Below are 16,233 nucleotides of genomic sequence, written 5' to 3'. Positions count from 1 at the left end.
ATGGCAGGGGCTGTTGTTTTGATGTCAGCGATTCTTTCTCAACTAGTCGGATCTTTTGTCAATCCATTTCACCTTCTAAGGGAAATGAATGGACGAACTATGATTCGAACCGCTGCAATTATAATAATTGGCCTTCTTTGTGAACTTGCGTCAGTTAGTTTACAAGCAATGCTCCATTCAGTACGAAAATATTTCTCAGGAGATTAAATGTAAAATGCCAGAAATAAAAATCATGTTCAACAGGCAGAGTAAATATATAGTTTATCTTCTGGCGGTTTATGTTGTTGGATGGGGACTTACGAGTTACCAAGCCGTGTTTGCGGGGCTTATACTGGGTACGATTTTGAGTTTATATAATTTATGGCTGATCAATCAAAAAATCAAGAAATTCAGTCGAGCGCTTGATGAGGGCAAAAAAGTCAAATCTCTTGGTACATTGACACGAATGGCATCCGCAGGTTTTGCGGTACTCGTTGCATTGGAATATCCGGAGCATTTTCATCTGATTAGTGTTGTATGGGGATTAATGACAGCTTATATTGTCATTTTTATAGATTTTTTCATCCAATTAATACGTCGATAGCGGGGAAGAGAGGTGAATATAGTTGAATCATGAAGCACCCTTACATGAATTTATGGGTCTAACCTTTAACTTAAGTAATGTCCTAATGATAACGATAGCAAGCCTGGTTGTATTTATCCTTGCAGTAATTAGCACACGCAAACTTGCGATGAAGCCAACTGGCATGCAGAATTTCATGGAATGGATTATGGATTTCGTTAAGGGTATTATCAATAGTAACATGGACTGGAGAACAGGTGGTCAGTTTCAACTGCTTGGTATGACTTTGCTGATGTACATTTTTGTGTCCAATATGCTCGGTCTTCCATTTGCAATTAGTTACGATGGTGTCCTTTGGTGGAAATCACCAACAGCCGACCCAGTTATCACATTGACTCTTGCAGTCATGGTCCTAGGTTTAACGCATTATTATGCTATAAAAATGAAAGGCGCGAAGGGTTATTTCAAAGCTTATAAAAACCCAATGACTTTTGTAGAGGAATTTACCAATTCCTTGACACTTGGTCTGCGTCTGTATGGTAATATTTATGCTGGTGAGGTTTTATTAAGTCTATTAGCTGGTTCTTTAGCTATGAGTGGAGCTCTAGGTTTTGTCGGAGCGATCGTTCCTACTTTAGTATGGCAAGGCTATAGTATTTTCGTCGGCAGTATCCAAGCATTTATCTTTGTTACGTTAACAATGGTTTATCTGTCTCATAAAGTCAGTGACGACCATTAATTATAAGTTCATTTTGAACTGAAATAATAAAATTTTGATACAATTTTAAGGAGGATATTTATAATGACAGGTTCAGTAGGTCTTCTTGCAGCAGCAATCGCAATTGGTTTAGCAGCACTAGGTGCTGGTATTGGTAATGGTCTTATCGTTTCAAGAACAGTAGAAGGTATCGCTCGTCAACCAGAAGCTCGCGGTATGCTTCAAACTACAATGTTCATCGGGGTAGGTTTAGTTGAGGCGATGCCTATCATCGCAGTAGTTATCGCATTCATGGTATACGGTAGTTAATAGAACCTTTAAAAAGTTCAAAAATGGCGAAGTTCGTTCCATGTGAACCTTCGCCTTTCCTTTATGTCCACAATCCTGTTTTAATACATTTTAAGAGCACAGTTTTCTAAAAGTTCATTTATAAATGAACGCTTAAGAAGTGAAACTCGTGAAGGGAGTGAACCAAGCGTGTTAACAAGCAGCTTTGTACTTGGGTCATCAACTGCCGGCTTCAATGGCGGAGATATGATTTTCCAATTAGTTATGTTTATTATTTTGTTAGCGTTGCTGAAGAAATTTGCATGGGGTCCTCTAATGGGCATCATGACTCAACGTGAAGAACACGTTGCAAATGAAATTCAAGCAGCTGAAGCTAGCAGACAAGAAGCACTTAAATATTTAGAAGAACAACGTGAGATCGTTAAGCAATCTCGCACTGAAGCTGGACAACTTATCGAAAATGCAAAACTTCAAGGTGAAGCGCAGCGTGAAGATATCGTGAAACAAGCACGTCTTGAGGCTGATCGTGTGAAAGAATCAGCGAAGCGTGAAATCGTACAGGAAAAAGAAAAAGCCATCAATGCATTACGCGAGCAAGTGGCATCTTTATCCGTTCTTATTGCTTCTAAAGTAATTGAAAAAGAACTATCTGAAGCTGATCAAGAGCAATTGATTAATGAATACATTCAAGAGGCAGGAGAAGGTAAATGAGCGATATAACAGTAGCAAAACGTTATGCCGTTGCCCTTTTCCAAATTGCGAAAGAGCAAAATCTCATTAACCAACTTGAAGCTGAACTTCGCGTAGTGAATGAAGTTTTTACAAACGATAATGAGCTATTAAGCTTTTTAGCTCATCCTAAAATGACTAAAGATGCTAAGCGTACTGTACTTATCAATGCTTTTACAAGCATTTCTCCTTCCATTCTAAACACTGTACTGTTAATGGTAGAACGTCATCGTACAGATGAAGTATCTGCCATGGCACAAGAGTTTATAGAACTTGCGAATGAAGAAAATTCAGTGGCAGACGCTACAGTCTATACAGTACGTCCATTAACTGAAAACGAAATGGAAGCTGTGTCTTCATCTTTTGCTGCAAAAATCGGCAAAAAACATTTACGCATCACTAATGTTACGGATAGCAATATTCTTGGCGGCATCAAACTTCAAATCGGTAACCGTATTTACGACGGAACGATTAGCGGTAAGCTTGATCGCCTAAGCAAACAACTATTAGGTTAATATTCACAGATAGGGGTGAAATTCATGAGCATCAAAGCTGAAGAAATCAGTGCGCTGATTAAAAAGCAGATTGAAAACTATCAGTCGGAAATTAAAGTAAGCGATGTAGGTACAGTTATCACTGTTGGTGATGGTATCGCTCGCGTTCATGGTTTAGATAATGCAATGGCTGGGGAGCTCTTAGAATTTTCTAATGGTTCAATGGGATTAGCACAAAACCTTGAGCAAAATAACGTAGGTGTTGTTATTCTTGGACCTTTCAGAGATATTCAAGAAGGCAGTGAAGTACGCCGTACGGGCAGAATCATGGAAGTACCAGTTGGAGAAGAATTAATCGGACGTGTTGTAAACCCGCTTGGACAACCTATTGATGGTCTTGGTCCAATCGCTACTACAAAAACTCGCCCAATCGAAAGTCCTGCTACAGGTGTTATGGACCGTAAATCCGTTCATGAACCACTACAAACAGGTATTAAAGCAATCGATGCTCTTGTTCCAATCGGACGTGGACAACGTGAGTTAATCATCGGTGACCGTCAAACTGGTAAAACATCAGTTGCAATCGATACAATCTTGAACCAAGCTGACCAAGATATGATCTGTATCTACGTAGCTATCGGTCAAAAAGAATCAACAGTTCGTGGAACAGTTGAAACACTACGTAAGAATGGTGCTCTAGATTACACAATCGTTGTATCTGCATCAGCTTCTCAACCAGCTCCACTATTATACCTAGCTCCTTATGCTGGTGTAACTATGGCTGAAGAATTCATGTTCTCAGGCAAGCACGTTCTAGTGGTTTACGATGATCTTTCTAAACAAGCATCTGCATACCGCGAACTTTCCTTGCTGCTTCGCCGTCCTCCAGGTCGTGAAGCATTCCCAGGGGATGTATTCTACTTGCATTCACGTTTACTTGAGCGTGCTGCTAAATTGAACGACACTTTAGGTGCTGGTTCAATCACTGCACTACCATTTGTTGAAACACAAGCAGGCGACATTTCTGCATACATTCCAACAAACGTTATTTCCATCACTGATGGACAAATCTTCTTACAATCTGATTTGTTCTTCTCAGGTGTACGTCCTGCGATTAACGCTGGTCTTTCCGTATCACGTGTTGGTGGATCTGCGCAAATTAAAGCGATGAAAAAAGTTGCCGGTACATTACGTCTTGACTTGGCTTCTTATCGCGAATTAGAAGCATTCTCTCAATTCGGATCTGACCTTGATGCTGCTACTCAAGCTAAACTTAACCGTGGTGCTCGTACAGTTGAAGTTCTTAAACAAGATTTGAATAAACCAATTAAAGTAGAAAAACAAGTTATGATTTTCTACGCATTAACAAAAGGCTTCCTAGATGATATTCCGGTTTCGGATATCCTTCGTTTCGAAGAAGAATACTATGTGTTCCTAGATCGTTCTCATCCAGAATTATTAGATCACATTCGCACAACAAAAGGTCTTCCTGAAGACGCTGCTATGGTTGCTGCTATTAACGAATTCAAAAAGAACTTCGTTATTTCTGAATAATAAGGTCTAAATAATTTTTAAAGGGTGGTGAGAATGAATGGCCTCTTTACGCGATATTAAGTCTCGGATAACTTCAACGAAAAAGACGAGTCAAATTACAAAAGCGATGCAAATGGTATCCGCTTCAAAAATGAACCGTGCGGAAGCTAATGCTAAAGCATATGTTCCATATATGGAAAAAATTCAAGAAGTAGTATCTAGTATTGCGAACGGAAGCGCGGATGCATCTCATCCAATGCTTGCCAAGCGTCCAGTGAAGAAAACCGGTTACCTGGTGATCACATCGGACCGTGGTTTGGCAGGGGCATACAACAGTAGCGTCCTTCGTCAAGTTCATAAAACAATTCTTGAACGCCATAAATCCAATGATGAGTTTGTCATTATCGCAATCGGAAGGGTTGGCCGTGATTTCTTTGTCAGCCGTGGCATGCATGTAGAGCTTGAAGTAATCGGTGTTCCTGATCAGCCGTCTTTCGCTGACATCAACACACTTGCTAAATCAACAGTGAATTTGTATCTAAATGAACTGTGTGATGAGCTTTATATGTACTATAACCATTATGTCAGCCCAATCCAACAGGACGTAACGGAAAAGCAAGTCCTTCCGTTATCGGACTTTGATACTTCCAATGCTCAATTGACATCCTATGAATTTGAACCGAATGCGGAAGAAATTCTTGAGGTTTTACTTCCTCAGTACGCTGAAAGTTTAATTTATGGTGCATTGTTAGATGGTAAAGCAAGTGAGCACTCTGCACGTATGACAGCAATGAAAAATGCAACCGACAATGCGAAAGAATTGATCGATTCACTTTCATTGCAATATAACCGTGCACGTCAAGCCGCAATCACTCAAGAAATTACCGAAATTGTCGGTGGCGCAGCTGCTTTAGAATAGATGTAATGATGGGGGCGGTCCGGCGGACGATGCTTGGCCGTTCCATAAATATGATAGTCGTTATAAGCAACGTAAGGAGGGAAAACGATGAATATAGGACGCGTTACTCAAGTTATGGGTCCGGTTGTTGACGTGAAATTCGAAGACGGACAACTTCCTAAGATCTATAACGCGTTAAGAATCGAAAATAAAGCGTCTGGTACAGGACTAACTCTCGAAGTAGCCCTTCAACTAGGTGATAATACAGTTCGTACTGTTGCAATGTCTTCCACGGACGGTTTAACTCGTGGTGCAGAAGCACTTGATACAGGAGCACCGATTTCCGTTCCTGTAGGTGATGTAACTCTAGGTCGCGTTTTCAACGTATTAGGGGAAAATATCGATCTATTTGATCCACTTACAGCAGATGTACGTCGTGATCCAATTCACAGACAAGCACCAACTTTTGAGGAACTTTCAACACAAGTTGAAATCCTTGAAACTGGTATCAAAGTAGTAGATTTACTTGCACCTTACATCAAAGGTGGTAAAATCGGTCTCTTCGGTGGAGCCGGTGTTGGTAAAACTGTACTTATCCAAGAACTTATTAACAACATCGCCCAAGAACACGGTGGTATTTCCGTATTCGCTGGTGTAGGTGAGCGTACTCGTGAAGGGAATGACCTTTTCTACGAGATGACTGACTCTGGTGTTATTAAGAAAACAGCGATGGTATTCGGACAAATGAACGAGCCACCAGGTGCACGTATGCGTGTAGCTCTTAGTGGTTTGACAATGGCTGAATATTTCCGTGACGAACAAGGACAAGACGTTCTTTTCTTCATCGATAACATCTTCCGTTTCACTCAAGCAGGTTCTGAGGTTTCTGCCCTACTAGGACGTATGCCTTCAGCGGTTGGTTACCAACCTACCCTTGCTACAGAAATGGGTCAATTACAAGAGCGTATCACTTCAACTAATAAAGGTTCTGTTACATCTATCCAAGCAATTTATGTACCTGCCGATGACTATACGGATCCGGCTCCAGCTACAACTTTCGCTCACTTAGATGCAACGACTAACCTTGAACGTAAACTTTCTGAAATGGGTATCTACCCTGCGGTTGATCCATTGGCTTCTTCTTCTCGTGCGCTTAGCCCAGAGGTTGTTGGAGCAGAGCACTATAATGTTGCTCGTCAAGTACAATCAACATTACAGAAATATAAAGAACTTCAAGATATCATCGCAATCTTGGGTATGGATGAATTAAGCGAAGACGAGAAAGTAATCGTTGCTCGTGCTCGTAGAATCCAAAACTTCTTGTCACAAAACTTCCACGTGGCTGAACAATTTACTGGTCAAAAAGGTTCTTACGTACCAGTAAAAGAAACAGTTCAAGGATTCAAAGATATCCTAGCTGGAAAATATGACGAGCTTCCTGAAGATGCATTCCGTTTAGTTGGCCGTATCGAAGAAGTTATTGCTAAAGCAAAAGAAATGGCTTAATTAAGGGAACTAGGAGGTAATGAAATGAAGACCATTAAAGTCAATGTTGTTACTCCCGATGGCCCAGTATATGAAGCAGAAGTTGAAATGGTAAGCACGAAAGCTAAAAGTGGTGAGCTGGGAATTATGGCTGGACACGTTCCAACCGTAGCTCCCCTTACTATCGGTGCTGTTCGTCTTAAAAATGGAAACAACACAGACTATGTAGCTGTAAATGGTGGCTTCCTAGAAGTTCGCCCTGATGTGGTAACCATTTTAGCTCAATCTGCTGAAAGAGCTGAAACTATCGATCTTGCACGTGCTCAAGCAGCAAAAACACGTGCAGAACAAAGATTGCAGAACAATGATGGATCTAATGACTCGAAAAGAGCTAATTTAGCACTTAAACGGGCTGTAAACCGGATTCAAATTGCAGAAATGCGATAAATTTCAAAGAAAAAGCACCCCACTTTCCACTTGGAAAGTGGGGTGCTTTTTTATGTTTTAGCAAAAGGCCACATTGAATTAATCGGTTGTCACATCATGTAGTATGATGTTGACAAGTATAAAAAATTATCGGATTTGGAGGAAAAGTATTTCCCTATTTGATTCGCTGAGCCATGACACTGCGTTTTACGGAATGTTATAATGTATACGCTTACATTTATTGGATGTAGTCTCGGAATATCAGATTGCTTCTAAAAAAAGGTGTACCCGCATACTTTTTTAAAACGGGGTTACTTACCTAAAATGAAGACAAGTGTACCATTTAAACATGATTCTTCTATAAAGGGTGATGGACATGGGACAGCTGCATATTTACCAAAATAATTATTTAATTGTATTCGTTTTTCTCAGCTTAGGAATCTTACTTCCACTAGTGGCACTATTTCTTGGAAAGCTTCTTAGACCAAATAAACCGAATGAGATGAAATATACGACCTACGAAAGTGGAGTGGAACCTTTTCAGGACTCCAGGGTTCAGTTCAATGTCAGGTATTATTTATTTGGATTGATGTTCGTCATCTTTGATGTAGAAACCGTTTTTCTTTATCCTTGGGCGGTTGCATATGATGAATTGGGATTGTTTGCTCTGATTGAGATGCTATTTTTTGTCCTTATCCTATTGTTAGGCCTAATTTATGCTTGGAAAAAGAAGGTGTTAAAGTGGAATTGAAATTAGATAACCTTACCCGTGAAGAAATGGAAGAAATGCGTCAAAGTGTCTTTTTATCCACGCTTGAGCAAGTAAAGGCGTGGGCTAGAAGCAATTCATTATGGCCAATGACTTTCGGGCTCGCATGTTGTGCCATTGAAATGATGGGGGTGGGATCCTCCCATTATGATTTGGATCGATTTGGTTCCTTTTTTCGTACTTCACCGAGACAATCGGATGTCATGATCGTTTCTGGCACAGTGACGAAAAAAATGGCCCCTATTTTAAGGCGCCTATATGACCAAATGCCAGAACCGAAATGGGTGATTGCAATGGGATCCTGTGCAACGGCTGGAGGCCCATATGTCCATTCCTATTCAGTGGTTAAAGGGGTAGACCAGATTGTGCCCGTTGATGTTTATATTCCTGGGTGCCCTCCTAATCCGGCAGCCCTTATTTACGGAATCAATAAATTGAAAGAAAAAATCAAATATGAAGCCAAAACCGGAAAGCGGGTGATTTAAATGAGTGATGAGCAAGACTTAGCTCAGCAGAAAAAGGAGGCTGCAGCAAAAGCGAAAGCAGCAGCCCAGGCCCGAAAGCAGGCAAAAGAGAGTAAATCAGAAGCAGAAGAAGACAACCTAGATATAGCGAAGCAGAAGGCAGCCGCAGCAGCAAAAGCGAAAGCAGCAGCCCTGGCACGAAAACAGGCAAAAGAGAGCGGAACAGAAGGAGGAGAAGAGGACAACCTAGATATAGCGAAGCAGAAGGCAGCCGCAGCAGCAAAAGCGAAAGCAGCAGCCCTGGCACGAAAACAGGCGAAAGAGAGCGGAACAGAAGGAGGAGGAGACAACTTAGATATAGCGAAGCAGAAGGCAGCCGCCGTAGCGAAGGCCAAGGCTGCTGCACTAGCCAAAAAGAAAGGAGCGACCAATAAAGAAGAAGATCCCGAAAAGGCGAAGGCCAAAGCTATCGCTGCAGCAAAAGCAAAGGCAGCGGCGGCCGCAAAGGCAAAGAATACTGTAAAAGAAAGTCCCGAAGCGACCCCAGAAGCACCTTCACCCAACCAACCTATCCTCGATCAACTTATTCAGGCCATTGAACGGCATTTGGGAGAAGATGTCCTAGTAGATTACTATATTAATACCCTTTCCAAAGATATTCCCACCTTGGTAGCTAAACCTGATACATATTTCCAAATTGCAGACTTTCTACGCCATGATAAAACGTTAAGTTTTCAGTACTTATCAGAGTTGCATGGCACCGACTTTGAGACCCATATGGAAATGTATGTACAGCTGTACTCCTTTCTAATAAATCATTCAGTTGCACTGAAGGTGAAACTTGATAGGAATACTCCTTCTGTCCCGTCATTGGTGCCCTTATGGCCGGGAGCAAATTGGCCGGAGTGTGAGGCATACGACTTACTCGGCATCGTATTCCAAGGGCATCCGGATTTAAAGCGGATCTTGCTTGGAGAAGATTGGATTGGATATCCGCTTCGTAAAGATTATCAGCCCTATGACGTGGAGGTGTAGCTCAATGTTACGGACGGAAGAGATGTTGCTTAATGTCGGACCACAGCATCCCAGTACGCATGGCGTGTTCCGGCTTATCATCAAAATCGACGGTGAAATCATTAAAGAGGCCACCCCAGTCATTGGGTACCTTCATCGGGGAACGGAAAAGCTGGCAGAAAATCTGCAATATACACAGATCATTCCCTATACCGATCGGTTGGATTACTTAGCGGCAATGACTAATAATTATGTACTTTGCCATGCAGTTGAAACCATGATGGGGGTGGAGGTACCTGACCGCGCGGAATATTTGCGTGTTATCGCGATGGAGTTGGGCCGTGTGGCCAGCCACCTTGTGTGGTGGGGAACATACTTACTTGATATTGGAGCGACAAGTCCCTTTTTATACGCCTTTCGTGAACGGGAAATGATCATCAATTTATTGACCGAATTGTCGGGGGCACGGCTGACGTTTAATTACATGAGGGTTGGCGGCGTGAAGTGGGACGCTCCGGAGGATTGGATAGAAAAGGTGGCAGAGTTTGTCCCCTACATGAGGGAGCAACTGGCTGGGTACCACCAACTGGTTACAGGAAATGAGATTTTTATGAACCGGGTCAGGGGTGTGGGCGTTTATTCAAAGGAAGATGCACTTTCCTATTCATTGAGCGGCGCTAATTTAAGGTGTACGGGTGTGAAATTTGATTTAAGAAAAGATGAGCCTTATTCCATTTATGACCGGTTCCAATTCGATGTACCCACCCGTGAAGAAGGTGATGCCTTTTCCCGTTATCATTGCAGAATGGAAGAAATAGAAGAGTCCTTGAAAATCCTGGAACAGGCCGTGAAGCAATTTCCTGCTGAGGGACCGATCCTTGCCAAGGTCCCGAAAATCATCAAGGTCCCGAAAGGGGAGGCGTTCGTCCGAATCGAATCGCCAAGAGGGGAAATAGGTTGCTATATTGCGAGTGAAGGGAAAAAGGAGCCGTACCGTTTGAAATTCCGGCGACCATCCTTTTATAATCTGCAAATCCTGCCCAAATTGCTCGAAGGGGAAAATATGGCGAATCTGATAACGATACTTGGGGCGATTGACATCGTTTTAGGGGAGGTGGATGGCTAGATGATCCACAATCTACTACAATCAGCTCCTAGCCTTCTCAACTTTGGCATCTTCTTTGGCTTGGCGGTCCTGCTCCTATTCGTAGTGTTAGGGTTTGTCACCTATGGCATCCTCTCGGAACGAAAAATCATGGGGTTCATGCAGATGCGGGTGGGTCCGAATCAACTTGGGGGTAAATGGGGGCTTTTACAGACCGTCGCCGATGTTTTAAAGCTTTTGATCAAGGAAGACACCATACCGAAAAAAGCGGATAAACCGCTGTATATATTAGCTCCCGTGATCGCCTTTGCTCCGGCTTTCATGGTCCTGGCGACCTTGCCTTTCACAGAAGCTTTTCAATTTGCGGATATAGGTGTCGGCCTCCTTTATTATGTGGCGGTATCGGGCATATCGACGATTGGCATCGTGACCGCTGGATGGGCATCCAACAATAAGTATTCTTTGATTGGCGGGATGCGCGCGGCGGCACAAATGATTTCATATGAAATCCCGCTTGTCATGTCAGTAGTGGGAATCGTCCTTTTGACGGGGAGTCTGAACCTGAACGAAATAGTTGCCGCTCAGGATAAAGTTTGGTTCATTTTCCTTCAGCCCATTGCATTCTTCGTATTCTTTATCGCATCGGTGGCCGAGTTGAATCGGGTACCTTTTGATCTTCCAGAAGCGGAATCAGAGCTCGTTTCAGGCTACCATGTCGAGTATTCCGGCTTTCGTTGGGCTTTCTTTATGTTATCGGAATATGTCTATATGTTTGCAATGGCTACGTTAACCACTGTATTATTTTTAGGTGGATGGAATTCTATACCGTTTCTGGATTTTATTCCGGGAGCCATCTGGTTTGGCTTGAAGTTTAGTCTTGTCTTTTACGTATTGGTTTGGATTCGCGTTACGTTTCCACGGATAAGAGTGGACCAATTGATGGAGTTTGGTTGGAAGGTCTTGTTGCCCGTAGCGTTAGCCAATATATTTTTGACTGCGCTTTTCAAAGAACTATTCAAACTATTTTAGACGTTAAAGATTTTCAGAAAGTGGGGGATCCATATGCTGGGGTTAGCAAAAGGTCTAACGTACACGCTGAAGAACCTGACCCGGAAAAAGGTGACGTATGACTATCCGAATGAGCCACTGCCACTCCCTGATCGGTTCCGGGGAATTCAAAAATTCTATCCTGAAAAGTGTATTGTTTGTAATCAGTGCGTGACGATTTGTCCGACGGATTGCATTCAGTTAACGGGAAAAAGACATCCAGATCCTACGAAAAAAGGAAAAATCATCGATACCTATGACATCAATTTTGAAATATGCATTTTATGCGATTTATGCACGGAGGTTTGTCCCACCGAAGCAATCGTGATGACGAACGAATTTGAACTGGCTGAGTATAGCCGGGATCAGTTATTTAAAAATCTGGAGTGGTTGGATGAGAATGATGAGAATATTCGAAAGGTGAATAAGGTATGAGTGTGTCTGGTGAATTACTTGCTTTTATCGGCTTGGCAACCGTCGCGATAGTGGGCGGGGTACTGCTGATTACGTTAACGAAAGTGGTGCACATGGTGGTTGCACTGGTCTTTACATTCCTAAGCATTGCAGGCATTTACTTGCTTTTATCGGCGGAATTTGTCGCTGTCGTACAAATCCTCATCTATTCCGGGGCGATTACGATCGTGATGCTGTTTGGAATCATGCTGACGCGCCATCATGAAAAGGAGGAACCGGCAAAGGACGGTTGGCGAAAGTTCTTTTTGATCTTAGGGATTGCCGGCTTTGCCTTAGTGGTTTATCTAGGCATTTACAACCTGGATATACCGGTTCAGCCATCAACCCTGCATGAGGAAAATACGAAACAAATCGGAATCGAGCTGTTCTCAAAGTATGTGATTCCATTTGAAGTGCTTTCCGTGCTCCTGCTCGTCGCTTTGGTCGGTGCCATAGTCTTGGCAAAAAAAGATGATGAGGAAGAGGAGGGAGGAAAGTTATGACAGGTGTTCCCTTGTCTGCTTACCTCGTCTTGGCACTCGTTTTATTTTGCATCGGGCTATACGGTGCCTTGACGAAAAGAAATGCAGTTATTGTTTTGATATCGATTGAACTGATGCTGAATGCCGCGAATGTCAATCTGGTTGCCTTCAGTAAATTTGGGGTAACTCCGTCTATTACGGGTCAGGTGTTTTCATTATTTACGATTACAATCGCTGCAGCCGAAGCGGCTGTGGGGCTAGCCATTTTAATGGCTCTGTACCGAAATCGAAAAACAGTCAATGTGGATGAAATGGATACGATGAAGCATTGACGGTTCATACAAATGAAGGTATGAAGAAGGGGATTTGATACGATGATGGAGAATGCTTGGGTCATACCGATCCTTCCACTCGTCTCGTTCGTGTTACTGCTTTTATACGGTAGACGGTGGCGGGAAAAAGGCGCCTATATTGGAATACTGTTCACACTCACATCGTTCATTTTATCTGTAATCGTTTTGGTGGAACGGCTGCAGGGACCTACTTATAAGATGGCGATGGATTGGCTTTCTATCAGTGGGACGCAACTCACGGCAGGATTTGAAATCAATCAGCTGAATGCCTTGATGCTTGTGGTCGTATCTCTGGTGAGTCTGCTTGTTCAAATTTATTCGGTGGAATACATGAAAGGGGAAGAGCGGTTTTCCACTTTCTATGCTTACCTTGGTTTCTTTACCTTTTCCATGCTTGGGCTTGTCATAGCACCGAATTTACTGCAGCTATATATCTTCTGGGAGCTTGTTGGAGTTGGCTCATTCCTATTAATCGGATTTTATTTTCATAAACAGGAAGCGAAGCTCGCTGCAAAAAAGGCATTTATCATGACCAGGATTGGCGATGTGGGGCTTCTCATTGGAATTATTCTATTATTCTGGGAAACTGGAAGCTTCGAATATGGGGATATTTTCTCAGCTGTTCAAACGGGGGAAATCTCGATGGGAAGGTTGACGCTAATCGCCATTCTGATTTTTATCGGGGCTGTCGGAAAATCCGGACAGTTTCCACTTCACACATGGCTTCCTGACGCGATGGAAGGGCCCACACCGGTCTCCGCTTTGATCCATGCGGCAACTATGGTAGCGGCAGGCGTTTACTTGGTAGCCACGATGTTTCCTCTGTTTCTTGCAAGTTCGGCAGCTATGCAGGTTGTAGCCGTGACGGGTGGCTTTACCGCGATCTTCGCCGCTAGCATTGCTCTCGTCCAAAAAGACGTGAAGCGAGTGCTGGCCTACTCAACCATCAGCCAGCTTGGATTCATGATGCTGGCGTTGGGCACGGCGGGGTATGTCGCAGGGGTGTTTCATTTAATGACCCATGCTTTCTTTAAAGCTTTGCTGTTCTTGGCAGCAGGTAGTGTTATTCATGCTTTACATACACAAGATGTAGAAAAAATGGGTGGAATATGGAAGAAGTTGAAGGTAACGGGTCCGTTGTTCCTAATTGGTACGCTCTCGATATCGGGATTTCCCCTTTTATCAGGATTTTTCAGTAAGGATGAAATCTTGATGTCGGCCTGGGGGAATGGGAGCTACTTTCTATTCACGCTCGCTTTGATTGCCTCCTTTTTGACGGCCTTTTATATGTTCCGTTTGTTTTTCATGATTTTCGCCGGAGAATCAAGAGGTCCTGCCAATCAAGTCGAAGATCCTTCTTCTTTCATGTTGGTTCCAATGATGGTCCTTGCGGTGCTTGCCGTGCTCAGCGGATATATACAAACTCCATGGTTTGGGGCCTTTCTTGGAGACTGGCTCATCGATGGAAATGAATCGCTGTTAGGCGTCAGTCATCATGAGGGACCGGTTTGGATCATGTTGTTAGCCATTCTCGTTTCACTTGCTGGTATATTCCTGGCGTATCTCATCTACGTAAAAAGGGCGCTATCACGGAGTTGGCTGGTGGGAGAGGACTCCATGACATATAGAGTTTTAGATAATAAGTACTTCATAGATGAGATGTACTACTTTACCGTAGGCTATCTTACCAGAGGCCTTAGCTTGTTTCTATCTTATATGGAAAAGTTCATTATCGGAGGATTGGTGTCCACAGTGAGTAACTCCATAGAAGGTTTAGGGAAAATGGGGGCTAAACTTCAAACGGGACAGGTACAGCAATATGGCGTTATAGCCTTTCTCGGGCTTGCGGTTCTGATGGCCATCTTTGCGTTCACTGGGGGGTATTTAAGATGAACGTATACTTACTCACATTGTTGGTGTTTTCCCCGCTGCTTGGTATGGTGATGGTGGCCCTCATGCCTAGAACCGAGGAAAGGACCATTAAGCAATTTGGTTTCTTTGGGACACTGCCGCCCCTTATACTGACGTTATTTTTACTTGTACAGTACTATTCGGGGATAGCACTCTCTTCTTTTGACATCAAGGTGAACTGGATTCGATTTGGGAATCTTTCGATGTATGACCCAAATTTATTCGCGGTGAATTTTGAATTGGGTCTGGATGGTTTAACCCTCGTCTTTCTATTGTTGACGACAATCATTTCCTCTTTGGCGGCCCTGGCATCCTTTTACATAAAGAGGGAGTGGAAAGGGTATTACCTATTATTTTTACTTTTAGAGATTGGGATGCTTGGCGTCTTTACGGCGGAAAACCTCATCTTGTTTTTCATCTTCTTTGAAATGACCTTGGTCCCGACGTTCTTCTTGATTGGCAAGTGGGGATATCTTGAGAAAGAAAAAGCTTCTTATCAGTTTTTGATCTATAACGGAATAGGATCGGCCATTTTATTGGTGGTGATTCTGATATTGTTCGCCCGGACAGGTACGACGAATATCGCGGCTTTGACACAGATGATGACAATGGGTGGTGTTTCTCTATTCGCACCGGTTTCCGGCTCGATGAAATATGGCCTATGCTTGGCCCTTCTGATTGCTTTTGCCATTAAACTGCCTGTGTTTCCCTTCCATACTTGGATGGTGCGGGTTCATGCCGAGGCGCCACCGTCGATTGTCATGATCCATGCAGGGATTCTCTTGAAGATAGGCGCTTACGGAATCATCCGGTTTGGAATGGGAATCTTTCCAGACCAATATCAAACGCTTGCCTCCATCATTGTTCTCTTTGGGGTCATCAGCTTGTTGTATGGTGCCTTCTTAGCGTTAGTGCAGACAGATTTCAAGCTTGTTTTAGCCTATTCGTCCGTTTCACATATGGGAATCGTGATGATGGGGCTTGGTGCCTTGAATGAAGCGGGTTTGCAGGGGGCTATTTTTCAAGTGGTATCACACGGGTTGATTGCCGCTTTCCTATTCTTTTTGGTTGCTTTGTTGTATGAACGGACAGGTACGACGGTGCTTAACCGGCTTGGAGGCCTAGCCAAGTCGATGCCGCTCTTTTCCGGATTCCTGCTGGCCGGGGGGATGGCTTCTCTTGGTTTGCCGGGCATGTCCGGATTCATCAGTGAATTCATGGTCTTCCTTGGCCTATTTAAGAGCCAGCCGGTGCTTGCTGCAATTGGCGCCATCGGTCTCATCTTAACAGCTATCTACGTCTTGAGGGCTGTCCTGACGATGACATTCGGCAAGGATAATAGCTTAATAGAGAAAGAGATATATGATCTTAAGGGTAAGGAAATGGTCCCGACGGCAGTGCTTCTCGGCTTAATTATAGCGATCGGTGTATATCCGAATCTACTCGGCAGGCCTCTTCAAGGAACGATTGACGCAATCATGCTAGCCGTAGGGGGGCGATGA

19 protein-coding genes are annotated in these 16,233 nt (G+C 43.3%); all 19 read left to right on the top strand.

Translation table 11 applies throughout. The features are described 5' to 3' along the window. The first annotated feature begins 214 nt into the window (after positions 1–214). The 19 genes from ACQKIC_RS03145 (at position 215) to ACQKIC_RS03055 (ending at position 16,233) form a co-directional block, all read left to right on the top strand. Positions 215–583 (top strand): ATP synthase subunit I, encoded by a 369-nt coding sequence (locus tag ACQKIC_RS03145; protein ID WP_402870330.1) that lies wholly within the window; start codon positions 215–217, stop codon positions 581–583. A 22-nt stretch (positions 584–605) separates the two neighbouring features. Beyond that, the gene (gene atpB, locus ACQKIC_RS03140) at positions 606–1,301 is read left to right on the top strand and encodes a F0F1 ATP synthase subunit A (protein WP_402870331.1); all 696 of its coding nucleotides are present in this window, start codon (positions 606–608) and stop codon (positions 1,299–1,301) included. A 63-nt stretch (positions 1,302–1,364) separates the two neighbouring features. Further along, entirely contained in the window at positions 1,365–1,589 is a 225-nt protein-coding gene (atpE, locus tag ACQKIC_RS03135; protein ID WP_402870332.1) for a F0F1 ATP synthase subunit C, read from the top strand. Positions 1,590–1,757: 168 nt separating this feature from the next. Beyond that, positions 1,758–2,279, top strand: a complete 522-nt coding sequence (atpF, locus tag ACQKIC_RS03130; protein WP_402870335.1) for a F0F1 ATP synthase subunit B — start codon at positions 1,758–1,760, stop codon at positions 2,277–2,279. After that, positions 2,276–2,812, top strand: a complete 537-nt coding sequence (locus ACQKIC_RS03125) for a F0F1 ATP synthase subunit delta (protein WP_402870336.1) — start codon at positions 2,276–2,278, stop codon at positions 2,810–2,812. Before atpF ends, ACQKIC_RS03125 begins: the two co-directional genes overlap by 4 nt. A gap of 24 nt (positions 2,813–2,836) precedes the next feature. Beyond that, positions 2,837–4,345, top strand: coding sequence for a F0F1 ATP synthase subunit alpha (atpA, locus tag ACQKIC_RS03120; protein ID WP_402870337.1), 1,509 nt, complete (start codon positions 2,837–2,839; stop codon positions 4,343–4,345). 37 nt (positions 4,346–4,382) lie between these two features. Beyond that, a complete protein-coding gene (locus tag ACQKIC_RS03115) occupies positions 4,383–5,243 on the top strand; it encodes a F0F1 ATP synthase subunit gamma (protein ID WP_402870340.1) in 861 nt (286 codons plus the stop codon). 87 nt (positions 5,244–5,330) lie between these two features. Continuing rightward, positions 5,331–6,728 carry a F0F1 ATP synthase subunit beta gene (gene atpD / locus ACQKIC_RS03110; RefSeq protein ID WP_402870343.1) on the top strand — a complete coding sequence of 466 codons (1,398 nt, stop codon included), beginning with the start codon at positions 5,331–5,333 and terminating at the stop codon, positions 6,726–6,728. Between the two features lie 24 nt (positions 6,729–6,752). Continuing rightward, entirely contained in the window at positions 6,753–7,154 is a 402-nt protein-coding gene (locus ACQKIC_RS03105; RefSeq protein WP_402870346.1) for a F0F1 ATP synthase subunit epsilon, read from the top strand. Positions 7,155–7,509: 355 nt separating this feature from the next. Continuing rightward, positions 7,510–7,884 carry an NADH-quinone oxidoreductase subunit A gene (locus ACQKIC_RS03100; RefSeq protein ID WP_402870349.1) on the top strand — a complete coding sequence of 125 codons (375 nt, stop codon included), beginning with the start codon at positions 7,510–7,512 and terminating at the stop codon, positions 7,882–7,884. 26 nt (positions 7,885–7,910) lie between these two features. After that, on the top strand, positions 7,911–8,387 hold the full coding sequence (locus tag ACQKIC_RS03095; protein WP_427591724.1) for a NuoB/complex I 20 kDa subunit family protein: 477 nt from the start codon (positions 7,911–7,913) through the stop codon (positions 8,385–8,387). Next, entirely contained in the window at positions 8,388–9,401 is a 1,014-nt protein-coding gene (locus tag ACQKIC_RS03090; RefSeq protein ID WP_427591711.1) for an NADH-quinone oxidoreductase subunit C, read from the top strand. A 4-nt stretch (positions 9,402–9,405) separates the two neighbouring features. Further along, entirely contained in the window at positions 9,406–10,506 is a 1,101-nt protein-coding gene (locus ACQKIC_RS03085) for an NADH-quinone oxidoreductase subunit D (RefSeq protein ID WP_402870357.1), read from the top strand. After that, complete coding sequence (gene nuoH / locus ACQKIC_RS03080; protein WP_402954873.1) at positions 10,507–11,514, top strand: NADH-quinone oxidoreductase subunit NuoH; 1,008 nt, start codon at positions 10,507–10,509, stop codon at positions 11,512–11,514. It abuts the gene before it with no gap. 33 nt (positions 11,515–11,547) lie between these two features. Then, entirely contained in the window at positions 11,548–11,967 is a 420-nt protein-coding gene (gene nuoI, locus ACQKIC_RS03075) for an NADH-quinone oxidoreductase subunit NuoI (RefSeq protein WP_402870364.1), read from the top strand. Then, positions 11,964–12,488 carry an NADH-quinone oxidoreductase subunit J gene (locus ACQKIC_RS03070; RefSeq protein WP_402870366.1) on the top strand — a complete coding sequence of 175 codons (525 nt, stop codon included), beginning with the start codon at positions 11,964–11,966 and terminating at the stop codon, positions 12,486–12,488. Before nuoI ends, ACQKIC_RS03070 begins: the two co-directional genes overlap by 4 nt. Further along, positions 12,485–12,799: an NADH-quinone oxidoreductase subunit NuoK gene (nuoK, locus tag ACQKIC_RS03065; protein WP_402870369.1), complete on the top strand. Its 315-nt coding sequence runs from the start codon at positions 12,485–12,487 to the stop codon at positions 12,797–12,799. Before ACQKIC_RS03070 ends, nuoK begins: the two co-directional genes overlap by 4 nt. A gap of 42 nt (positions 12,800–12,841) precedes the next feature. Then, positions 12,842–14,713: an NADH-quinone oxidoreductase subunit L gene (gene nuoL / locus ACQKIC_RS03060; protein ID WP_427591712.1), complete on the top strand. Its 1,872-nt coding sequence runs from the start codon at positions 12,842–12,844 to the stop codon at positions 14,711–14,713. After that, entirely contained in the window at positions 14,710–16,233 is a 1,524-nt protein-coding gene (locus ACQKIC_RS03055; protein WP_427591713.1) for an NADH-quinone oxidoreductase subunit M, read from the top strand. Before nuoL ends, ACQKIC_RS03055 begins: the two co-directional genes overlap by 4 nt.

The organism is Peribacillus sp. NPDC046944 (genome assembly GCF_050272735.1).
Taxonomy (GTDB): domain Bacteria; phylum Bacillota; class Bacilli; order Bacillales; family DSM-1321; genus Peribacillus.
Note: the sequence above shows the minus strand (reverse complement) of the source record. Positions and strands in the feature narration are given on the sequence as shown.